Below are 22,622 nucleotides of genomic sequence, written 5' to 3'. Positions count from 1 at the left end.
TATGTAAAATAACCTCAGCTCTGAATAAACGAATTTGCCCAATAAAGCTATTTTTCTCACTCTCGGCGTTGCTTTCATTTGTAATAGCCCGCTATTACTGCATAAAAGCGCCTTGACATTGAACTAAATATCATCATTGGATTGTAAGTAATGAAATGAGATCACGAAAAAATAGCGTAACCAAAGCTATTTTTCTCGCCAATGCTATGAATATTGCCGTTTTATTGATGATGGCGGCCACCTTGCAACTTTGGCCATATGGATGGTGCGCTCAAAGAAGCACAGTATGAGGTCATCAAAAGTACTGTAGATTTAATTGCGGCGACCCCGTCGCCTCTTCATCAGCACTTTAGCGCTTAATTATAACCCACTAATTTAAGTGAATATTTATGGGTTAATTCACTTTTTTATTGACTAGCTACCTTCCTTTAATTTTCTATCAAAGCAAATGACGCAGCTTCATGACTGCCTTACTACTGCAATGGCCGCTGCAATTTGCCGTTTTTCAATAATGCCTGATACACAGCTTCGAGAGGTTCAGGTATTCCCTCGTGGTATTCTGGTTTTTCTTCCAATAATTTGATGAGTTCCTCTTCTGCACCTTGTTGATCATTATTTCCCAGCTTTATGATGATTTTGGCAAACTCTGGTAATGGCTCACTTAACGCTATACCGTAAAGTGCCGATGAAGCGGGTTTTATGGTATGCACTCTATGCTCTGGCACTGCGCGTTCAACCGTCATGCCAGTTACCACAATACTTTCAACTTGTGGCTGATCAGTCATTTCTAATTGAGGCCCACTTGCTGCTATGCTTTGCGTTGTCTCATGTGCAATAACCTGCTCGTCACTGAACACCTTACGCCTTGCTTTATTGATTGTTAATTCAGCTTCATTTACCGCGGTATGCGCTTGGGTTATTCCATTGATATCAGCCGATTCAATAGACACGAAAACCGGGGCTTGGTCATACTGCCAAGGTGCCAACACGACCACAGCGACCATCGCTGCTGCTATGCCTGAATACGGCCACCAGCGGTTGGTTTTTGTGTTGACTGGCTTTTCATCTACTTTAACTTCCTGTGCAGCACGTGCCAGAATGACTTCATCTAATTGTCTAGGAGGCAAATCATCAGTATTATGTTGATACAGCTTGATGATGTCGTCATCGTTAAATTGCTTGCTCATATTTCTCGCTCGCCTCCTACTTCTGTGGCTCCCACTTTACGCTGCAAACAGTCTCGCAACTGTGACATAGCATAGCGCAGTCGAGTTTTTACGGTTTCTGGCTTTGCCCCAACAATTTCGCACACTTGACTGGGATCAAACCCTGCTTCATGGCGCAGTAAAAAGGCTTCTCGCTGCTGAGGCATCAACAATTCAACACAGTGTTTGATAGCCTGTTGTAAAAAGTCATTATGCACTGAACCTTCTTGTTTACCTTGGTGAAAGGCAAGTATTCCCTCATCTTGTTCATCACTCACGAGGGTTAAATGCTCACCTCTGACCTGGTTTTTTCTGTGTTCATCAATCAATAAGTTGTGTGCAATGCGATACAGCCATGTAGTGAACTTGGCTTCAACCGTGTAGTTATTACGGTTGTCTATCACCCTCACCCATACCTCTTGAAACAACTCTTGCGCTTTATTATGCTGCTTAGAGCCCAATTGACGACATATATAACGATACATCGGCCCTTTATGGCGCGCATAAAGCTCAGCAAAGGCAGTATCATTACCTTTGCCATATTCGAGCATTAACGTTTCATCCATGTTTGCGTGTTGTTGAGCTATTTGTGTCATAAATTAAAGGTTAAACTGAATTAAAGTGCACTGGCAAGTTCAACCAAGTTAACAAACTCTCCGCGATAGTTAAATGGGTCATGGCCTCTGTTCGCTCGTGCGATACGCGCGATGTCGTGATAACCCATACTTCCTAAATATTGACTATGTTTCAACTTTTGTGCAAATGCCGCAACCGATGTTGCAAATTTAAAATCTGAACTTGCGCTATTAAACTCTGGTAACACCTGATTTTTATCCACAACTAAGCTTATTAGCTGACTTTTATCATCACCCGGTAGCTTGTAGCGTATTTTTAGCTGTAATAATTCGTCGTTGCTATTTGCCATTTGCAGCTGTTGATAACGTAAGTCGTCAACCTGTCCTTTGTTACCCACTAAGGTAACTTCATACAGTGCAGTGACCGTATGGCCTGCACCGATTTCGCCCGCATCGACCTTATCATTATTAAAATCTTCATCTTTAAGTAAGCGATTTTGATAGCCAATCAGGCGATATTCTTTCACTTGTGCCGGATTAAATTCAAGCTGAATTTTTACGTCGTTAGCAATACTTTGTAAGGTGCCACTCATCTGTCTTAATAAGACTTTTTGTGCTTCGTGTAGGGTATCAATGTAAGCATGATTACCATTTCCAATATTGGCCAATTGCTCCATCATCGCATCATTATAATTGCCGCGACCAAACCCAAGGGTAGTCAATGAAATGCCCTGCTTGCGCTGTTCAGCTATTAGCTCCTTTAATGCGTCAATACTGGTAATACCAACATTAAAGTCACCATCGGTGGCTAAAATCACTCTATTCACGCCACCTTTGATAAATGCCTTTTTCGCCTCTTGATACGCCATTTTAATACCACTTTCGCCATAAGTTCCCCCGCCTGCTTTAAGCGCTTTTAATGCATTTACAATTGTTTGCTGTTCTTTGCCTTTAGTTGGACTTAACACCACTTGTACGTTACCCGCGTAGGTTACCAAACTTACCGTATCGCGCGCGGATAACTGCTGTACCATCATGGTTAAGCTTTGTACCAGCAATGGCAATTTATTTTCTTCATGCATTGAGCCCGATACATCCACCAAAAAGACTAAATTTGACGGCTTTCTCTCACTCATAGGTAAGTCATAACCTTGTAGGCCAATGCGCACAATATGACGACCATCACGCCAAGGTGCTGGCGCAATTTCTGTGTAGGTTGCAAAAGGCTGTGATACGTCTTCCGGCACACTGTAGTTATAATCAAAGTAATTTATAAATGCCTCTTCACGCACCGCATCTTTAGGTGGTAATTTACCCATGCTCAAATAACTACGAATATTGGCGTAACTGCCCGAATCAACATCAACAGAAAAAGTCGAAAGTGGCGTAGTGACTACCTGAAATACCCCATTACTATCGGTGGGTAGATAGGTTTCACGATTCTCAAAGTAAGGTCGATGATCTATTGCTGGTGGTTGCGGTGCGACCCTTCCTCTCATCGAGTGTAGTGCCTTTTTATGCACCGGCCGGCTAAGCTTCATGTATTCAACTTCAGTGCTACTTTCTTGCACGCCACCAAGCGCGTTTTCTGCCACCATAACTTTTTTAACGGCTTCAAGATCAGAGGCTCGCTCTTGTTGTGCCTGTTGACTTGCTTTATCTATTTCTTGTTCATGCTTAATTTTTTTATGAGAACACCCCACCATGAGCAGCATGCTAATGGTTAAAGCTATGAAGGTTTTGTTTGTGTTCATAATCAATCTCTTTTTTAGAAGGTTTACAGCTATAAACGAGCGACTATGCATTTGGGGGTGAAATTTAAACCGTTTTTTGTCAATAGGGACTGAGTTCTACACAAACCCCATACAACTTATGCTCAGATGAATTCAAGCTCTGACTCTATATTCCGAAGCCACTTAATGGTATTAAACGGCTTTGCATATACAGTTTCCCCGCTTTATCGTAGGCAATTCATTGGCCAATAAATTGTAATAAAAGGATGTTGTTAGTTTTTAAAGAGTTCGCTTGATAGTGTCTTTGTGACCTCTCAAGTTTCACCATCATTCCTAACACTATGAGGAACCTGTGAGTCAATGTTGTTAATAACACAAGTAATAATAATCAACTTTTCACAGTTATTTGGTTATACGTAAACCCTTGTCTAAAACGCCTACGTTTCATGTCTGTGGCCCCTACTTTTATTGGCATTACTGGCCGATCAATTTTAAAAGCGCTGCTGCGTAAAGACATTCCCCTCTACTATAAAATGCAAGTGAAGCACAAAAAAAGACGTGTATATTCATCCAAGGAAGATCAACCCACTAAAGTAATCGGCCGTCTTTTTGTCAAAGGTAAGTTTGCTGGTTAAGCATGGCGGACCTAAAAATAAATTAAATATAAGCGGCGCTGACTCAGTGCCGCTTATCTTGTGCGTGTGTTAAATTAATTTTTTAATAAGATTATTCATTGTGTTTTTCACTATTTGAAAATTGATATTCCTTTACTGGTTGTGTGCCAAGTAAGTGCTCTACAAAATAATCCCAGCGCTTTCTAATAAAATAATCACTGTTGTTTAAAAAATGATCTTGATTTGGATAAATCATCAAATCAAAGTCTTTGTTTGCTTTGATCAACTGATTCACTAATTGCATCGTTGCAGCAGGGTTAACATTTTCATCTAATTCGCCATGTGCAAGGAGTAACTTACCTTTTAATTTGGCAACACTTTGTGGGTTTAGGTTTGTTTGTTGATCCCAGTGTTCAGCAACAGGGTAACCTAACCATGTTTCATTCCAGCCTGTTTTATCCACTCTAAAGTCATGATTGCCTGAAGCGGCAACCCCCACTTTAAAAAACTCAGCGTGTCTAAACATGGCCTGAGCGGTATCATACCCACCGGCAGAAAAACCAAAGATCCCGACTCTATTTACATCTAAATATGCATGTTGCTTAGCGAGTGCTTTGATTGCGTAAACATGGTCATCTACGCCAGCGGCTAGATTTTGATAAGCAGCTAAGTGAAAATTACGATCTCGCTTACTGGTACCTCTGCCATCCATTTTTATGACAATAAAACCTAATTCAGCTAAAGATTGTGCATGCTGATAATAGGTCCAAAACGATTTAGGCGTAAAGAAACCATGAGGGCCAGTATACGTTGCATCAATGATAGGGTAACGTTTATTGGCATCAAAATTACTTGGTTTATACATTAAGCCATAGAGTTGAGTTTGTTGATCATCCGCGAGTATTTTAAAGGCTTGGGGAGCACGCCAGCCTGAAGCGAGCAATTCACTGATATCAGGCGAGCCTATGGAAGCGACGGCTTTGCCATCTAAGGTACTACGTACCGTATTGATAGGGACCGTTTTATGGTCAGAGGCAATATCAACAAAATAATTAAAGTCAGGAGAAAGTCGCGTACTGTGCTCTAGAGGCTCGGGTGTTAATAACGTTTGCTCAGACCCATCTAACTGCACTTTGTATAAATGTCGTAAATACGGATCTCTATCTTTAAATTCACCTGAGGCTTCAAAATATAAAGTGCGTGATTTTTCATCGACGCCTCTATTAATACGAACATAACAATCACATTGCGTGATTTTATTTTTTAGTCGACCATTGCTAAGGTCATACAAGTAATACTGTTGTTTACCTGAGCGTTGACTACTCCAGATCACATCGTTTGAATTTGGTAATATCTGTACATGTTGTGCCCAAGGGTCTATAAATTGTGCGGATTTTTCTTCAACGATTAATCTTACTTGCTGATTGTCAGGGTTATATTCATGTAGACTAATACGTTTTTTCGCTCTCGCTTGATCCATGAAATAAAAGCGATTGTTATCTTCCCACCATCCCCAAATCGGTCCACCATAATAGGTTTGCTGTAGTTTAGGCGTATCAACTAAAGTGGCTTTTTTAGTCGCAATATCAATTGAGTAAATATCACCTAATGGGACATGTTTATCACCCGCCAATGGATAATAATAGCTATAGAGTTTGGGTCTTAATCCTTGGTCATGGCTAGATTGCACTAAATGTAGCTTGCCAACTTGTCTGCGATCTAATCTATGTGTGATAACAGTGCGGCTGTCTGGCGCCCAAAATACACTAAGTTGCTGCTTTACATTGCTAGCATCTTTATTGATGTACTTTTTTGGGTTCATATTGTGCACAGCATAAGGGTAACCTTCGCTGCCATCAAAAGTTAACTGGGTTACTCTATTTGTTTCATGTTCAGTTAAATACAAGTTCCATTGTTTTACCCTTAAAGAATATAAACCGTTTGGTGAACTGTATTCAGGTTGCGTAGGGCTTACTTGTGCAGCGAGTTTATTACACTGACTCGTTTTTAAGTCGCATTGATATTCGTGGTTCTGATTGATTAGCTTTAAACGGCCATTGCTTAAATCTAACGCTTTTATCTCTATTGAAAAAGGTTGGTTTGGATCATGGTTAATACTGGCTTTGAGTTTTTCATGATCAAATAAGGGGGAAACCACAGCAGAAGCTGGCTGTACTTTAACGTAATTTTTATTTCCTGATTTATCTTCTTCGCTGTACCAAAAATCACTTGCTTGATTGATCCACTGTGGTTCAACAGCTAAATTACGCACTTTAGTTGCTACATTTTTAGGTAAAAATTTTTCAGCCCTTTTATAATCTGCCTGAGTTACCATTACAGCTTGATTCTTTGTCGTTATTGAACAAGCAGTTAACGATAGACAAGTTATCAATAACCCCACTTTTTTAAACATTTTTATCTCCACTTCATATTCTTTATTCTGCCCACTATAATGAATTGCATAAAGTATACAATTTATTTGTTATTTCCTTGATTGGAGAGCACAAGGTAAAGTCTTGTATTGTGCAACCCTTACTACAACACCAATTAAACGACTTCCCCCTTTCGATCACGCCTTAACATAAGCAATTGACGAGCTCGCATGGCGGGATTGTGTTACCGACCAACCTTCCTCTTAAGCATAAAATTATGCTTAATTAATTTGCAGGTAACTGTTGAGAGCCAGAAAGTCATAACACGAGTTGTTTATGGATCCTGACTTTCGTCAGGAAGACGCAGGTAACTTTTGGAGATCATGAGGACACAGGGTCAGGTCTTGTATTGTGCAACCCTTGCTACAACACCAATTTAAACGACTTCCCCCCTTTCGATCACGCCTTAACATAAGCAATTGACGAGCTCGCATGGCGGGATTGTGTTACCGACCAACCTTCCTCTTACGCATAAAATTATGCGGGATTAATTTGCAGGTAACTGTTGAGAGCCAGAAAGTCATAACACGAATTGTTTATGGATCCTGACCTTCGTCAGGAAGACGCAGGTAACTGTTGAGAGCCAGAAAGTCATGACACGAGTTGTTTATGGATCCTGACCTTCGTCAGGAGGACGGCAATGGTGCTGTGTTATTGAAGATCGTTTCTGATCTCTGTCCCATAAAAAATATTAAACTAGCCAAAAGCCGGCATTACCTTTCAACCATTCGCTTTAAATTCTACAATTAGTTTGGATAGAAAACTCAAACATAAATAGCAACGATATAAATACCTCACCCAACATTTGCCATAAATATTCGAGATCTTATTGTTGACCTATCTACTACTTTATAGTTTAGAGTTCTTAGCCATCAATAGGAAAAAGGTTCATCATTGTGTATAAAATTTCTGAACTTGCAGAGAAAGTCGGCTTATCAAGAACGGCACTACTTTACTATGAAAAGTTACAGCTTATCACTGGACTGAGACTTGAAAATGGTTATCGAGTATACAGCGAACGGGATCTACAACGCATCCATTTGATTCAACAGCTTCAATTAGGCGGCTTGACCCTGAAAGAGTGCAAAGTGTGTCTTGAATCGAAAATTGACAAAGCGCTTGTTAAGCAGCGCTTAAAAGAACTGGATGAGGAGATAAAGCAAAAGCAACAATCAAAAATTTTACTTGCTGCTATTGCCGGAGAAGGTGCTCTAAAATCATGGCATGAGAGCTTAGATAAGCTCGCTCCAGATGCCCATCTAGATTGGTTAAAAACGCAAGGTTTTAGTGACAAAGAAGCTTTGCAATTGAAATGGTTATCAAAAGACATGAATGATCACGATATTTATATGCAAGATTTTATGAAAGTTTTTCAAACATTAGAACGTTGGGGGCCAGGCAGTGAAGATGACACTAAACATGCGCTATCATTAATTCCAACCGCGCCCAGTAGCATCTTAGAAATTGGCTGTGGTAAAGGGTTAGCAACTAATGTATTGGCAAAGTGTAGCCAAGCACAAATTACCGCGATAGATAATGAACAACTCGCGCTCGATCAACTAGCTAAAAGGTTTGAGGAAAAAGGGTTAGCAGCTCGGTTAGAAGTATGTTGTACAAATATGGCTGCACTACCTTACTCCAATGAGAGTTATGATCTTATTTGGTCTGAAGGTAGTGCTTATATCATAGGTATAGAGAAAGCACTCATGTTATGGAAGCCTATCCTTAAAAAGCAAGGCTATTTAATGATGAGTGATTTGGTATGGAAAACAAGTTCACCAAGTGAACAGGCTATTGAATTTTGGCGTCATGAATACCCTGATATACAAACTGTTCAAACAAGAATTAAACAAATCGAAAAGACTGGTTATCAAGTTATAGCTAATTTCTCTCAAAGCAAAAGTGCATGGTTAAATTATTATAACCCTTTACGCGAACGCTTAAATGAACTTGAGCCTGAAATGGTTAACTCTACAGCATTTAAGAATATGAAAAATGAAGTCAGCATTTGTACGGAATTTGCTGATGAGTTTGGATATCACATGTTCATTTTAGCAAAGGTATAGCTACGTTAGGCCAAATCTAACTTAATGATTTTAAATTAAGCTATTTTTGGACCACAAGAAAAAAGTAAAGAAAAATATGAAACATTTAATTCTGATAATACTAATCGCTATGTCAATTAATAGCGTAAATGCTAGCGAGCAAAACCCGATGGCGAGGTTTGGAATCGCTATATCAAATGACAAAGAGCAAATTGCATATAGTGTTAATGGTCGTGGTAAAACATCACTTATATTTATTCACGGTTGGAGTTTAGATAGCAGGCTGTGGCGGAATCAAATTTTATACCTTTCAGAAAAATATCAAGTTATCGCTATAGATTTAGCGGGTCATGGTAACTCATCATACAACCGAGAAGATTACACCATGGTTTCTTTTGCTAATGATATTAAAGCTGTTATTGAGAAAGAAGGCATAAACTCGGCAATATTAATTGGACACTCTATGGGTGGGAGCGTAATCGCTGAAGCGGCAAAGTTAATGCCGAACAAAGTGGTTGGTATTATTGGTGTTGATACTTCACAAAATGTCGCATTAAAACTCACGCACGAAGAGCTAAACCTAATGGCTAACCCATTTGAAGATAACTTTCAAAATGCAATGAAAGCATTTGTAAAAGACGCATTTCCGAAAAATGTAGAAGAAGATATGCTTTATTGGGTGAGCGAAGATATGGCTTCTGCACCTAAAGAGATAGCCATTAATCAGTTTCGCAATTATTTAGGTCAATACATCAGTGGTGAATCGTATCGTGTGTATAAAGATATCAACGTACCTGTTGTACTCCTAAACGCTAAGTTATGGCCGACTTCCTCAGCAGAAAATAAAAAGCATATCAAAAATTACACGCTTTATTTCATAGAGGAAACGGGTCATTTTCCTATGTTAGAAAAACCTAATGAATTTAATAAGCTCCTATTAAAGGCTATCAAATCCGTAACGTAGCGACTCAAGAAATTGACACCTTTGTGAGTATTCGCGCCTGATGTGAATAGCCAATCATTTTTTATGCTCTACTTTCAATACCTAGGCATATCACATAAAGATGTTTATTAATTTGGTTTGAAAAATGCATAGTGATTTAAAATTCACTTAAGTATGCAAACCACCATGAATAACACCGAAAATACAGTGTATGTGTTAAGCGGATACGCGCAATGTTCGACCACAAAAAACGACAAGTACACACTCGGTAATAAACATTCTATCGGCCTATTAACAACCGATGAAAATTATCAAGGTAACATCAAACAGCTTAAAACTTTTATTAAAGATTTAGGGTGGGAGTCCATTACGTTTTGCATGGTTGAAAAGGTCGACGATATAAACACCTTATCAAATGACGTTTTAATCTCTAGTTTTATTCGCGCCAAGGAAAACGGTCAATCTTTAGTGGTGAATGATCACCCTATCACAGTACATTAAACAGCATGAGCTTATAAAACAGACAGTAAGCCCGTTTGTTTTAAAAACTCAATCCGCGTAGTTTCGTACCAGCCAATGGGGCCAATGTTGCTGATAACCATACAACCTGTTGACTTTCTTCCATCGTCGCGAGGTACTTATAAAGCACGTATGCTAGCTAGTACTTCAACTTACTGAGATCAACAGCATCATGATTTAAGAAGGGATCAACGACGCTGATCCCTTTGATTCTGACTTTTTAATTTGCGGTGCAATTTTATTTTAGGATAAGATTCGCTAACCCTGAATTAAACGTTAAAAACCTAACGTAAACGCGGGTATACCTCTGGGATCACGACTTCATTTAGCGCTATCATTTGATAGTAAGCCGCTATTTCCTCTTCAGTAAAATCCCCTAACTGTATTTCGACATACATCTCATAACCATGCGACTTTTGCGCGCTTGGCACCGCCCCCAATTGATAGATATAATCTAAATAGTGAATTGGGTCTACATCAGATCCTAGTAATGCGTCTTCTAGAATGACTGGCGTAATATCTGCTTCTATTAACTTATAGACCGCATCATACAAACCTAACTGCGAAACCACGCCTGAGATAACCGCTTGCGTCTTGCCAGCGGCTTTTATATCTGCAATCACAGGGTCAATTGTTTTATAGCTCACAACATTGGCATTTTTTCGATATTTCGATGTGTAAGCCTTCCCTTTTTTATTCACATGAAAACTCGGCATATAGCTAAATAAAAACTCTTGTTCTAACCCTAAAAATGTAAACCTAGGCGCTGTTGCTGGTTTATTATCATGTTCAGCCTTAGCCAAGCTTGTGTCATCCATATTAAAATTGATCATCGCCATTTTATGGCGGTCGCCTTGATAAAGCTCATCTCGCGTGCCAACGGCATAGCGCGGGCTAAAAATCAATTTGTCTTTGGCTGCCATCGATTCAATAATTTCACTGGCCTTTGCCAACTTAACGCCTGCTTGCTGTAAACGTTTGAAAGTGGGTCGCTCATAAATTTCAGTAGAAAACGTCGCGTCACTCGCCAAATATACATCAAAGCCCATTTTCTTGAGCCCTAAAATGGTTTGCATAACACATACATCGGTTTCGGCCCCCGCGACAATCACTCGAGAAACCCCAGCATCAGACCACGCTTTCATTGCTGCATGTATGTCAGCTTCTAATGTTGAATTAAATGTTTGCTTAAAGTAGCTTTGGGTATTTTCATCAAGTGCTTGCTCAATACGCGTTATGTAAGGCGTATAATCTAAACCCAAATCGGTTTCGAACGCTTCATAAGTAATGGTTGTTGGCATATTTAATTCATTGGCTTTTTGCGCCAATTGTGCAATACGATCAATGCTAGAATGCAATTGAGGGTCGACATTTTGTGCTGGTATTTCATATTGCGGATAGAAGACCTTAACCCAAAAGTCGTCACTATCCATGACATATCCTTGCTGAGCATCAATAATGAGCAACCCCGTATTTTCGGCACTCAAATGAATCTGTTCACTCTTTTTCGTTTCTGACGCAAATTGTAACCTGTCATCAATGTTACACGCAGACAGTCCAAACGCCAATGACAACACTAATAGAGACTTTTTCATAAATCACCTGTTTAATTATCCTTATTGCAAAGTAAATACATGACCAAATTTCAAACAATTAACGATAGTTAAACGTTTGGTTAACAAAGTCAAGCGAGGATAGTTCAAGCGTTTTTTGTCTGTAATTGACTATGCGCGAGTGAAATTAAAAGAGAATAATCAGGGCCAGGTCTTGCTTCGTGCAATCGCCCTATGAGTCGTTTGATGTTCACACTCCGAGACACAACACTTATACAGTATCCATCCAACTGAACTTTTAACCCGTCAGTTGCGATTGTTGTCTAACGTGTATTGCTTCAGTATGGTTAGCATATTGCTTGGAATGGCGGCTTTTTGCCCTGAGTTCATATTAAACATCACCACACTCGCATACCCCGTTGTGCATATTGCTTGCTGTGATTCACTAAACGCCTCGTAGCGCATCGTGAAGCGGTCTTCTTTTATATCGGTAATATATGAACCAATATGCAGCGTATCAGGAAAAGTCACTGGCCGTTTGTATTGCGCGTAAGTATCACGCAGAACAGGGCTATGGCTAGGCTCTGATAATATAGACAGTAAGCCCGTTTGGCTTAAAAAATCAATTCGCGCGGTTTCAAAATAGCGAAAATACGACACGTTATTCACATGCCCCAATGCATCCATTTCTCCCCACACCACATTCACTTTTGTATTAATTGCAAACTTTTCGAAAAACTCGTGCATGACGTTGCCTCAAAATTATGGTTATTTATTTTGAGAGTAGCAACTCATCGTACCAGCAACAAGCACAATGCGATCCCTAAATGAAAAAAGCATCAAAGGGGTCAGAGTCTGAGCTATCCCCATTGATTGGACCCCATTGATTGGACCCCATTGATTGGACCCCATTGATTGGACCCCATTGATTGGTTGACCACAACACCCATTAATTTTTTTCGTTAATTTTCCTAATTCGATTTTTAATCAATTAAGAGTTTATTTCCCCTACAATGTTACTGTAAAGTAGACTTAAAGTTATTACCTTGATAACTCAAGGCTGCTCAATACACATAAATAATTGTTAGATCCAAGAATCAACTATTAAAAGAGGTAAGGAATGCAAACTTTATTAAACCTAGAAGACTGCGAACGAATTTATGAGGCTATACCTTACAGAGCAGCAAAATCAAAAGTTCAGAAAATCATTCAAATTAGGTAAGTATTTTGAAATAGAATCATAGTCAATCAAACTTTATATGCATTGCTCTTTTTCATAAATAATTGCTCAACCTCCATTCGAAAGCAACGATTACAACGCAAGCGAAATTGCATTACTCTGTCACCTATAGAAAATCATGCTGTTAGGCAATTATATTATTAAAGATATATCGATTATATGATAGAGAAAATGGGGAGGGGTAATTATTTACATTGATGCTTTATACAGTTGAACAATAAATAATATTATATCCAGTAGATTGTATAACTTAATTTTATAGGTGGTAATTTGGATGAATCCCAATGATATAGAGGGAAATGAAGTTGATAATCCTCTAGCGCAAGATGCCCAAAGAGAAAAAAGTGGTAGTGACACTCATAGGAAATACAATTATCAATACCATTGGGCGCTATGTCGAGTTCTGGAGGCACACGAGAATAATAGTGAATATGCTTTATTCGTTGAGTGTCATGATGATGTAGTAATAACTGATTCTTTAAACTCTAAAACGGCAGAGTTTGAGTTTAATCAAGTAAAGGAAACAGCGACAAAGCATACTGCAAGCAGCTTATTCTATAAATCAGGGAAAAATTCTGTCTTAGCTAAATTACTTCTAGATTCATGCGGTAAATCTTTTGCTGATAGAATCAAGAATATCAATTTAGTATCTACAGGTGGTTTCGATTTAAAGCTAAAGGATAAAAATCTAAACTTAGATGTTATTAAAGTTGGGCACCTTGATGATACTGAGATTAGCCTAATCAAAGAGAAGTTAACTAAAGAATTGCCTGATATAAGTTTGCCTGAAACCTTGGCGTTTATTTTGCCTGACCTACCTTCAACTGATTTTCGAAATGCGGTGAAAGGGAGAGTTTTAACTTTACTTGAAAATTTATCTCCTGACAGCAACAATGACACTGTATCTATATACAGATGCTTAATTGAGGATTTAGACCAAAAAGGTGAAGATACTTTTGATTACGTTGAGTGGGAACGGGCTTTAAGACGAAAAGCAATAACCAGCACTCAAGTACAAGATATCATTGAACGCAATATAAAACGCACAATGGATAATGATTTAACATCTTCATTAAACGATGTGCTTAAAGAATATGGTTTCAAATCCCTAAGAGTTCGCAACATTAAGCATGCATTTCAGAGATATTATAATAGACGCTTAGGCACACGAAATTCTCAGCTCATAAAGCTTTCTAAGTTTATAGGCGAATTTGAATTATCACATCAAGGTGTATTTGAAGATATATCTGAGTTGGAAATGGCGATTCGAAGTGGTTTGCCCGAGTCACTTAAGCAAGAATTTAATGATGAGAACGAATTGATTGCAGCTGTACTTTACGAATTATTAAGTGAGTAAATATGAGTGCGGAAAACTATAAATTATTGATAAGGAATTTGAGGAAGTCTACCTATGAAAAGCTTAATATTCAGAAAGCTAATGATTCTGTCGGAACAGGAACAAAAAGGGATTCATCTAACATTCGACCGAATAAACGTGATAATAGGGAGTGATAACAGTGTTGGTAAATCTACTTTAGTAAAGAATTTATTCTGGTCATTAGGTTGTAACCCTTATTTTGATGATAATTGGAAAGGCACTGAGAGTAAGACCGTTATCGAATTTGCAGTCAATGATAAAGTTTACATTTGCGCTCGGGATTCATCTAGAATTATGCTCGGTGAAAAAAATAAGCAGCTTGCCGTATATAATAGCTTGACGGGGGATTATGCTGAACACTTCGCATCAATTGTTGGGTTTAACGCACTTTTACCAGCAAGAGACTCTAACATCGCCACTACTCCGCCTGCCGCATTCTATTTTTTACCATTTTACATAGACCAAAAAAGAAGCTGGATTGAAGCTTGGGATAGCTTTAATGATTTAAAACAATACGCTCGCTGGACTACTGATATCATACCATATCATTGTGGCGCTTTTACTAAAGAGTACTTTCAGTTTACTGATGAAATGTATGAGGTGGAGAGAGAAAAAACAAACGTTAATAATGAAGTTGCAAGGATTGATACTGCAATCAGTGTTGTAGATGAGTTTATTCCCAAAATCACTACCACTGTAGATAAGTCCGAGCTAGATGAAATCAAAGTCGAGTTAGAAAAAGATTTGGCTGATCTACACTCATTTCAAGAGGTTTTATTTGAAGAAATTGCAGGCTTAAAGGCAAATAGAAAACATCAAGAAATCCAACTTAGAATCGCTGAAACTTCATTAGAAGAATCGGAATTAGACTATGAATATGCATTAGAACATGCCTCGGAAGTTGAGCTTGAGTGCCCTACATGTGGAACGACTTACGATAATACTTTGGTTGATCGCTTTTCTTTGCTTCAAGATCAAGAACAATCTAAGCAAGTTTGTCTAAGAATTCAGCATGAAATAGAGGACTTCGACTCTGAGTTGTCTGAGAAGCTAGTAGAGCTGGATGGCGTTAAAAATCGAATTGATAAATTGAATAAAAAATATTACCGAGAAGAAAAAGAAACAAAGTTTAACCTTTCCAATATTTTAGATTCAGTTGCAGCACATTCGGTGCGTTATCGAGTTGAATCTTCAAGACAAGAAAACATAGTTAAGCTTTCAGGCTTGACAAATAAGAAGAAATGGCTTGGGAAAGACAGAACTAAAGCCATGAAAGAGCGTAAAAAGGAGTCTTTCGATAAATTTCAAGAGATTTTCCCTTCTTTAGTTACAAGGCTTGGGGCTCATGGAGTTCAGACCTCTAAAATAAAGTCACCAATGACACACAAGAAAGTTGCTGTAAGTGGCGGTGCGGCTGAGGGAACTCGAGCTTTATTAGCTTATTATTTATCAATCTACAAATTATCATATTTATTCAGTGAAACGGCTTTAGCTCCTCTAGTTGTAGATACTCCTAAACAACAGGAGCAAGCAGGTATGCGATACGAAGTTATTGTTCAATCACTAATTGAGAATATTCCTGAAGATGCCCAAGTATTTTTGTGTGGTATGGATGATCCAGCTTTAAAGCCTATGACTTCCACAGGTAAAACATTTTATCTGGAAAATGAGCGTTCTTTACTAAAAAAAGAGGAATTTAAACTGGTTAAACAAGAGATAGGGAGTTTTTTTGAGTAGTTTACAAATAACGTCTCTTAATCTGAAAAAATCAAAAGTAAATTCATGAGGTCAGGTCTTGTATTGTGCAGCCCTAACAACACAACCAACTACGCAGATACACTGTCCTATAGACATATCCTGCAAGCCATAAAAGAGTAATTTATCGGTGATTGTGTTCAGAAACAAAAAGTGCTGATACAAGAGCTTTATGGATCCTGACCTACGTCAGGAAGACATAATTAAAACACCGGCTTCTATTTAACAAGCCACAAAAAAGCCGCTTTGATCACTCAAAGCGGCTTTTGAAATCTAGGTTGAGATTAGGCATAAAGCCCAACCTACCTCAATTACTCTGCATAGGTCTCAATTGGTGGACATGAACAAATTAAGTTACGGTCACCTAACACGTCATCAATACGTGTAACTGTTGGCCAGAATTTGTCTTTTGCCACACTTGGTACTGGGAATGCCGCGTAGAAACGGTCATACGCTCGGTTCCACTCATTGCCTAATACGTCAGCTTGAGTGTGTGGTGCAAATACCAATGGGTTGTTTTCGATAGACCATTCACCAGAGGTGATTCTGTCTACTTCACCCTTGATAGAGATCATGGCTTCAATGAAGCGGTCGATTTCTACTTTAGATTCAGACTCAGTAGGCTCAATCATCAATGTGCCCGCTACTGGGAACGACATAGTTGGTGAGTGGAAACCATAATCTTGTAAACGCTTAGCGATATCCATTTCTGTGATACCTGACGTATCTTTGATTGGGCGTAAATCAACAATACATTCGTGTGCAACACGGTTGTTTTGACCACGGTACAAAATTGGGTAATGCTCACTTAGCTTTTCAGTTAAGTAGTTGGCATTCACAATCGCCATTTCAGTTGCTTGCTTTAAGCCTTCTGAGCCCATCATCGTGATGTATGCCCATGATATAGGCAGAATGGCTGCTGAACCGTAAGGTGCTGCTGATACTGCGCCATTGCCTTCAGTCGTGCCTGGTACATTAATCACGCTGTGGTTAGGCATAAACTCTGCAAGGTGTGATTTAACCCCAATTGGGCCAACACCTGGACCACCGCCACCGTGTGGAATACAGAATGTTTTGTGCAAGTTAAGGTGCGATACGTCAGACCCAATTGAACCTGGGCTGGTAATACCCACCTGTGCGTTCATGTTCGCGCCATCCATGTATACTTGGCCGCCGTGCTCATGCACGATGTTGCATACTTCTTTGATGCTTTGCTCGTAAACACCGTGTGTAGATGGGTAAGTTACCATGATACATGATAGGTTTTCAGCTACGTCAGCGGCTTTCGCACGTAGGTCGTCCATATCAATGTTACCAAGCGAGTCACACGCGACAACCACCACTTTCATACTGGCCATTTGTGCTGATGCTGGGTTAGTACCATGTGCTGAACTTGGAATTAAGCAGATGTTACGGTGCCCTTCGCCACGTGACTCATGGTATTTACGAATTGCGATAAGACCCGCATATTCGCCTTGTGCACCAGAGTTTGGCTGTAGTGATACTGCGTCGTATCCGGTGATGTTTACCAGCCACTCGTTAAGCTCGTTAATCATCACTTGGTAACCTTGTGCTTGATCAAGCGGGCAGAATGGGTGCATTTCTGCAAATTCAGGCCACGTTACTGGGATCATCTCCGCTGTCGCATTCAGTTTCATGGTACATGAACCTAATGAGATCATAGAGTGGTTAAGCGCTAAATCTTTATTTTCAAGACGCTTAATATAACGCAGCATTTCAGTCTCGCTGTGGTACGAGTTGAAGTTAGGGTGCGTTAATATTTCGTCGTCGCGTACTAGGCTTGCAGGAATACCTGTGATGCCATCAGCTGCAACCTGAGTATCAAGTGCGTCTACATCAAGGCCATGGCCTGCACCGAGAATAATATCAAACAACTGTGCTACATCAGCACGAGTGGTTGTTTCGTTCACTGATACCGAGTATTCACCGGCATGGTTAGTTGCAAAGTTTACCTCTGCTGCAATTGCACGTGCTACTACGGCGTCTTTATCTGCGCTTACAACCGTCAGCGTGTCAAACCATGTGTCATGCTTCAGTGCAACGCCTTTTGCTTTAAGGCCGGTTGCTAAAATACTGGCAAAACGGTTAGTACGCTGCGCAATGGTTTTTAGCCCTTGCGGACCATGGTACACCGCATAAAATGCAGCCATGTTGGCAAGCAATACCTGCGCTGTACAAATGTTTGAATTGGCTTTTTCACGACGAATATGCTGCTCACGTGTTTGCATTGCCATACGTAGTGCATCGTTACCTAAACGGTCTTTTGATACACCAATAATACGGCCTGGTAGTGAACGCTTGTACTTATCGCGTGTTGCGAAAAATGCAGCATGTGGACCACCGTAGCCCATTGGTACACCAAAACGCTGTGCTGAACCCAGTACCACGTCAGCACCTAGTTTACCTGGTGCTTTTAGTAGCATTAAGCTCATGATGTCTGCGGCAACACAGGCAATCGCTTTTTTGTCTTGTACTTGTGCGATAAGTGCTTGTATGTCTACCACTTCACCCGTTGTGCTTGGGTATTGGAATAGAGCACCAAAAATTTCATGGTTTACCGCGTCTGTCGCTGGGCCAACGATAATGTCAAAGCCAAACTGTTCAGCACGAGTTGTTACCACGTCGATGGTTTGCGTGTGAACATCTTCAGCAATAAAGAATGCATTGGCTTTTTTCGCTTTAGATACGCGTTTAGCCAGTGCCATCGCCTCTGCTGCAGCTGTTGATTCATCAAGTAATGAGGCTGACGCTAAGTCTAAGCCAGTAATATCAATGGTAAGAGTCTGGAAGTTAAGTAATGATTCTAAACGACCTTGGGCAATCTCTGGCTGATAAGGAGTATATGCCGTGTACCAACCTGGGTTTTCAAGTACATTACGTAAAATCACGTTTGGTACATGTGTTGGGTGGTAACCCTGACCAATGTACGACTTGAATACTTTATTTTGGCTTGCAACCGATTTTAAGTAGCTCAGCGTTTCAACTTCAGTACGGCTATCGCCAACTGTTAAACCTTGCTCTAAACGGATAGCCGCAGGGACGGTTTGACCGATCAGCTCTTCAACACTCGATACTTCTAGAGCAGCTAGCATATCGCTAACTTGCGCTGGGCTAGGCCCAATATGGCGGCGAATAAAATCTTGCTTTTGCTCTAACTGTTCAAGAGATTTGGCGTTTGACATTAGTCCAGATTCCTATGATCCAAAAATATAAATAATATTTACTGCAATAAACCAACGGGGTTTATATTTGGTTTACGCTAAGCAACTTAAAACACTCCACTTCAATGGGTATTGGCCTTATTAAAGTGTGTGTTTGAAAACAATAAAAGCCCCAGTTAGGGGCTTTTAAAAACTCACGCGAAGATTAGTCTTCGTCAATTGAGTTTGCGTAACCTTCAGCGTCTAACAGGTTACCAAGTTCAGCTTCATCAGATGCTTTTACGCGGAATAACCAACCGTCGCCAAACGCATCGTTGTTTACTGTTTCAGGTGAATCTTCAAGGTCTTCGTTAATAGCAACGACTTCACCTGTGATTGGTGCGTAGATGTCTGATGCCGCTTTTACCGACTCAGCGACTGCACAATCTTCACCCGCATCAACTTCATCACCAACTTCTGGTAATTCTACGAATACCATGTCGCCTAAAAGCTCTTGAGCGTGCTCAGTGATACCTACAGTATAAGTACCATCACCTTCAGCGCGAACCCACTCGTGTGAAGACGCGTACTTTAACTCGCTAGGAATATTGCTCATTTTTTGTTCCTTTGGTTCGGTTTTTTTAGGCGGCGCACCGCCCTATTATAATATTAAATAATTGACTTGCCGTTACGTACGAAGCTTGGCTTCACTACTTTAACGTCAACTAACTTTTTGCGCATTTCAACCTGTGCTGTCTCACCAGTAGAGCGAGGTACACGTGCTAAAGCAACACTAAAACCTAATGTCGGAGAGAATGTACCAGAAGTGATAACCCCTTCGCCACCTTCTACGATAACTTTAGAGCCACCACGTAATACACCTTTACTCTCTAACACTAAACCAACTAGCTTATCAGTGCTCTTATCTGCACGTTGCTGTTCAACTACTTTACGGCCAATAAAATCACGCTCAGCAGGTTCCCAAGCAATCGTCCATGCCATGTTTGCAGCCAATGGTGACACAGTGTCATCCATGTCTAAACCGTACAAGTTCATGCCCGCTTCTAAACGTAGCGTATCACGTGCACCTAAGCCAGCAGGAGCAACACCTGCATCTAATAATTTTTGCCAAAGGTCAGCCGCGCCGTCATTGTGTACCACAATTTCATATCCTGCTTCACCGGTATAACCTGTAGTAGCGATGAATAAATCACCTGCTTGCACACCAAAGAATGGCTTCATACCTTCTACTGCGGCATTTTGCTCAGCATTTAAAACCTCAGCCGTTTTTGCTTTCGCGTTCGGACCTTGTACTGCTATCATTGCGTACTCTGGACGCTCAGTCACTTCAACAGCATACCCTGCTGATACCGTCGCAATGTGTGCCAAGTCTTTTTCACGTGTTGCTGAGTTTACAACCAAACGATAATCTGTTTCTGTGAAGAAATAAATAATAAGGTCATCAATAACACCACCTTGCTCGTTAAGCATACCGGTATAAAGTGCTTTACCCGGAACAGTTAACTTGGCCACATCATTGGCAACAAGTTTACGCAAAAATGCTTTTGCGTCGTCACCTTTTACGTCAACAATGGTCATGTGAGATACGTCAAACATACCTGCATCGGTACGTACTGCATTATGCTCTTCAATTTGAGAACCATAGTTGATTGGCATATCCCACCCGTGGAAATCTACCATTTTTGCGCCAGCTTCAATGTGCTTAGCATGTAGTACTGTTTTAGAAGTCATATCATTCCTTCACTTTATTAGTGTACCTGTTGTGTATGAACAACAGGTATTGCCTCATATTGAGGTGGGGTTAATTCAATAGCAACAAGGGCCGCAGAATACGCTCTGAGCCCTTGTCATTTAATGTGTTAATTTAGGTGGAAACCTTGCTCACCCAACACGCTTTGCCACTTATCAAGTGTGGACTGTAAAGCAATCAATTGATACTGCTGCTCCCCACTTTCAAGCAATGAAGTGACAAATACTTCACCACTTTGCCTGCCATAACATACTTGTTTATCTGATAAGCGCAGGCCGGGAGTGAGTGCAAAGCTATTCACTAATGTGTCAAAAGCATTCTGACCGCTTAACGTATTGATATTTAAATCATCACGTACCACCAGCTCAATATCATATTCGTGGTCATGTTGCTCAATTAAGGCTTTAAATGATGCAATCGCATCTGCATTGACCACAAACCGATACGCGGTTTCGCTAAAATAATAAATGGCAAAATATTCACCACTGACTAATTGACCTTTGACGCCCAGTCCTGGGGCAATCAATTTGTTTAAATTCAGCCCTAGCACTTGGCTTAAAAATGGCGTGGTTTCAAAACCACTAAAGTCCAATACTACTAGGTTATGTGTAGCAACCATGCTGTTGTCTACCGGCGCAGTACCTTGTCGATGTTTAGCAAACATAGTAGGAGCAAAAGTCATTGCTACACCCTAAATAAATTTTCATTAACTGCGAGTATATGGGTGCAGATAAGCAACAACAAATTGTAATTTTTTATCAATTGATAAATAATACTTATATAAACAGCTAGATTAAATTGTATTTATTAATATGAAGAACTTATCGATTGATGGTCTGCGCACACTTGTAACGGTAGTGGAAGTGGGTGGCTTTGCGAAAGCGGGTGAACGCCTTGGGTTATCTCAACCGGCGGTTTCACTGCAAATTAAGCGCCTTGAAGATATGCTCAATTGTAAGCTGTTTAAAAAACAAGGACAACGTCAGGTACTCAACCAATATGGTGAATTATTACTCCCCCTTGCCAAGCAAATGCTGCAGCACAACGATGCTATTTTACAGCAGTTCACTTCTGAGAGCGTAACAGGCAAAGTACGCTTAGGTATTCCCAGCGAATTTGCTGCACGCATACTGCCTTCTATTATTGGCGATTTTGTTGCTTTGTATCCCGATGTATCGCTAGAGGTAAAGTCACGATTGAGTAAACATTTACTCTCAGTCTCTCGTCAAGATCAGTTCGACCTGGTATTGGCTCTAAATGAACAAACGGGGTCTGAACAATTCCCCGTTTTCATGCAAGATCAATTAGTATGGGTCGGCGATTTATCTTTAATCAAAGATACAAACCAAGTGGTCACCTTGGTGACTGCACCAGAAGGCTGTATTTATCGCCGTCGAGCTATTGAAGCGCTGCAGCAAGCGGGGCTGAAACATCGTATCATTTACAGCAATGCCGATCTGACAGGGCTCATTGCGGCTTTAAAAGAGGGGTTAGGGGTAACAGTACTCGCGAAAAGTACCGTCCCCAGCGAGCTGAGCTATCAAACCAGTACCAAACATTTACCTGAGTTGGGAGATATTGATATTTGTTTAGTGAAAAACTCGGCTGAGTCAGTTCACGCTGTTGATAAGTTAGCCGAATTTATTGCGCTACGATTAAGTTAACTGTGTTCAATTATTAGTTCTGAGTCAATGGATC

The 22,622-nt window shown here is 40.1% G+C and carries 16 protein-coding genes; 6 read left to right on the top strand and 10 right to left on the bottom strand.

Going from position 1 to position 22,622, the window contains the following annotated elements:
* Window positions 1-473: 473 nt before the first annotated feature.
* From PAUR_RS03360 to PAUR_RS03345, 4 genes are all read right to left on the bottom strand, one after another.
* Window positions 474-1,187 (bottom strand): hypothetical protein, encoded by a 714-nt coding sequence (locus PAUR_RS03360; protein ID WP_192506404.1) that lies wholly within the window; start codon window positions 1,185-1,187, stop codon window positions 474-476.
* A complete protein-coding gene (locus PAUR_RS03355) occupies window positions 1,184-1,801 on the bottom strand; it encodes a sigma-70 family RNA polymerase sigma factor (RefSeq protein WP_192506403.1) in 618 nt (205 codons plus the stop codon). The genes PAUR_RS03360 and PAUR_RS03355 overlap by 4 nt, the downstream gene beginning before the upstream one ends.
* Before the next feature lie 20 nt (window positions 1,802-1,821).
* Complete coding sequence (locus tag PAUR_RS03350) at window positions 1,822-3,534, bottom strand: vWA domain-containing protein (protein WP_192506402.1); 1,713 nt, start codon at window positions 3,532-3,534, stop codon at window positions 1,822-1,824.
* A gap of 705 nt (window positions 3,535-4,239) precedes the next feature.
* Window positions 4,240-6,540 (bottom strand): S9 family peptidase, encoded by a 2,301-nt coding sequence (locus PAUR_RS03345; RefSeq protein WP_192506401.1) that lies wholly within the window; start codon window positions 6,538-6,540, stop codon window positions 4,240-4,242.
* Window positions 6,541-7,455: 915 nt separating this feature from the next.
* Between PAUR_RS03345 and PAUR_RS03340 the strand changes: the two genes are divergently transcribed.
* The 3 genes from PAUR_RS03340 (at window position 7,456) to PAUR_RS03330 (ending at window position 10,048) form a co-directional block, all read left to right on the top strand.
* Window positions 7,456-8,625, top strand: a complete 1,170-nt coding sequence (locus PAUR_RS03340; RefSeq protein WP_192506400.1) for a MerR family transcriptional regulator — start codon at window positions 7,456-7,458, stop codon at window positions 8,623-8,625.
* A gap of 76 nt (window positions 8,626-8,701) precedes the next feature.
* Complete coding sequence (locus PAUR_RS03335; RefSeq protein WP_192506399.1) at window positions 8,702-9,568, top strand: alpha/beta fold hydrolase; 867 nt, start codon at window positions 8,702-8,704, stop codon at window positions 9,566-9,568.
* Window positions 9,569-9,733: 165 nt separating this feature from the next.
* Window positions 9,734-10,048 (top strand): hypothetical protein, encoded by a 315-nt coding sequence (locus PAUR_RS03330; RefSeq protein ID WP_192506398.1) that lies wholly within the window; start codon window positions 9,734-9,736, stop codon window positions 10,046-10,048.
* Window positions 10,049-10,350: 302 nt separating this feature from the next.
* Here the strand turns inward: PAUR_RS03330 and PAUR_RS03325 are convergent, their stop codons facing one another.
* Window positions 10,351-11,661 (bottom strand): isochorismatase family protein, encoded by a 1,311-nt coding sequence (locus PAUR_RS03325; protein ID WP_192506397.1) that lies wholly within the window; start codon window positions 11,659-11,661, stop codon window positions 10,351-10,353.
* A gap of 264 nt (window positions 11,662-11,925) precedes the next feature.
* Window positions 11,926-12,366 carry an acyl-CoA thioesterase gene (locus PAUR_RS03320; RefSeq protein WP_192506396.1) on the bottom strand — a complete coding sequence of 147 codons (441 nt, stop codon included), beginning with the start codon at window positions 12,364-12,366 and terminating at the stop codon, window positions 11,926-11,928.
* Between the two features lie 767 nt (window positions 12,367-13,133).
* Between PAUR_RS03320 and PAUR_RS03315 the strand changes: the two genes are divergently transcribed.
* On the top strand, window positions 13,134-14,216 hold the full coding sequence (locus PAUR_RS03315) for a DUF4297 domain-containing protein (protein WP_192506395.1): 1,083 nt from the start codon (window positions 13,134-13,136) through the stop codon (window positions 14,214-14,216).
* Between the two features lie 54 nt (window positions 14,217-14,270).
* Window positions 14,271-15,974 (top strand): hypothetical protein, encoded by a 1,704-nt coding sequence (locus PAUR_RS03310; RefSeq protein ID WP_192506394.1) that lies wholly within the window; start codon window positions 14,271-14,273, stop codon window positions 15,972-15,974.
* A gap of 329 nt (window positions 15,975-16,303) precedes the next feature.
* On the opposite strand, the gene gcvP is transcribed toward PAUR_RS03310, so the two are convergent.
* The 4 genes from gcvP to PAUR_RS03290 form a co-directional block, all read right to left on the bottom strand.
* Complete coding sequence (gene gcvP, locus PAUR_RS03305) at window positions 16,304-19,195, bottom strand: aminomethyl-transferring glycine dehydrogenase (protein WP_192506393.1); 2,892 nt, start codon at window positions 19,193-19,195, stop codon at window positions 16,304-16,306.
* Between the two features lie 184 nt (window positions 19,196-19,379).
* Window positions 19,380-19,769 carry a glycine cleavage system protein GcvH gene (gene gcvH, locus PAUR_RS03300; RefSeq protein ID WP_192506392.1) on the bottom strand — a complete coding sequence of 130 codons (390 nt, stop codon included), beginning with the start codon at window positions 19,767-19,769 and terminating at the stop codon, window positions 19,380-19,382.
* Window positions 19,770-19,822: 53 nt separating this feature from the next.
* Complete coding sequence (gene gcvT / locus PAUR_RS03295) at window positions 19,823-20,905, bottom strand: glycine cleavage system aminomethyltransferase GcvT (RefSeq protein WP_192506391.1); 1,083 nt, start codon at window positions 20,903-20,905, stop codon at window positions 19,823-19,825.
* A 128-nt stretch (window positions 20,906-21,033) separates the two neighbouring features.
* The gene (locus tag PAUR_RS03290) at window positions 21,034-21,606 is read right to left on the bottom strand and encodes an aminomethyltransferase family protein (protein WP_192506390.1); all 573 of its coding nucleotides are present in this window, start codon (window positions 21,604-21,606) and stop codon (window positions 21,034-21,036) included.
* A gap of 130 nt (window positions 21,607-21,736) precedes the next feature.
* Between PAUR_RS03290 and PAUR_RS03285 the strand changes: the two genes are divergently transcribed.
* A complete protein-coding gene (locus PAUR_RS03285) occupies window positions 21,737-22,588 on the top strand; it encodes a LysR family transcriptional regulator (protein WP_192506389.1) in 852 nt (283 codons plus the stop codon).
* Window positions 22,589-22,622 lie beyond the last annotated feature (34 nt).

Origin of the sequence: Pseudoalteromonas aurantia 208, from assembly GCF_014858725.1 — a bacterium.
In the GTDB taxonomy this organism is placed as follows: domain Bacteria; phylum Pseudomonadota; class Gammaproteobacteria; order Enterobacterales; family Alteromonadaceae; genus Pseudoalteromonas; species Pseudoalteromonas aurantia.
The sequence above is the reverse complement of the archived record's forward strand: the minus strand, read 5'-3'. Positions and strand labels throughout refer to the sequence as shown.

Bases quoted from the DNA above. Each gene is read 5' to 3' on its own strand.
- gcvP (WP_192506393.1), bottom strand. From the start codon at position 19,195: ATGTCAAACGCCAAATCTCTTGAACAGTTAGAGCAAAAGCAAGATTTT.
- PAUR_RS03290 (WP_192506390.1), bottom strand. From the start codon at position 21,606: ATGACTTTTGCTCCTACTATGTTTGCTAAACATCGACAAGGTACTGCG.
- PAUR_RS03360 (WP_192506404.1), bottom strand. From the start codon at position 1,187: ATGAGCAAGCAATTTAACGATGACGACATCATCAAGCTGTATCAACAT.
- gcvT (WP_192506391.1), bottom strand. From the start codon at position 20,905: ATGACTTCTAAAACAGTACTACATGCTAAGCACATTGAAGCTGGCGCA.
- PAUR_RS03315 (WP_192506395.1), top strand. From the start codon at position 13,134: ATGAATCCCAATGATATAGAGGGAAATGAAGTTGATAATCCTCTAGCG.
- PAUR_RS03285 (WP_192506389.1), top strand. From the start codon at position 21,737: ATGAAGAACTTATCGATTGATGGTCTGCGCACACTTGTAACGGTAGTG.
- PAUR_RS03355 (WP_192506403.1), bottom strand. From the start codon at position 1,801: ATGACACAAATAGCTCAACAACACGCAAACATGGATGAAACGTTAATG.
- PAUR_RS03335 (WP_192506399.1), top strand. From the start codon at position 8,702: ATGAAACATTTAATTCTGATAATACTAATCGCTATGTCAATTAATAGC.
- PAUR_RS03320 (WP_192506396.1), bottom strand. From the start codon at position 12,366: ATGCACGAGTTTTTCGAAAAGTTTGCAATTAATACAAAAGTGAATGTG.
- PAUR_RS03330 (WP_192506398.1), top strand. From the start codon at position 9,734: ATGAATAACACCGAAAATACAGTGTATGTGTTAAGCGGATACGCGCAA.
- PAUR_RS03325 (WP_192506397.1), bottom strand. From the start codon at position 11,661: ATGAAAAAGTCTCTATTAGTGTTGTCATTGGCGTTTGGACTGTCTGCG.
- gcvH (WP_192506392.1), bottom strand. From the start codon at position 19,769: ATGAGCAATATTCCTAGCGAGTTAAAGTACGCGTCTTCACACGAGTGG.
- PAUR_RS03310 (WP_192506394.1), top strand. From the start codon at position 14,271: ATGAAAAGCTTAATATTCAGAAAGCTAATGATTCTGTCGGAACAGGAA.
- PAUR_RS03345 (WP_192506401.1), bottom strand. From the start codon at position 6,540: ATGTTTAAAAAAGTGGGGTTATTGATAACTTGTCTATCGTTAACTGCT.
- PAUR_RS03350 (WP_192506402.1), bottom strand. From the start codon at position 3,534: ATGAACACAAACAAAACCTTCATAGCTTTAACCATTAGCATGCTGCTC.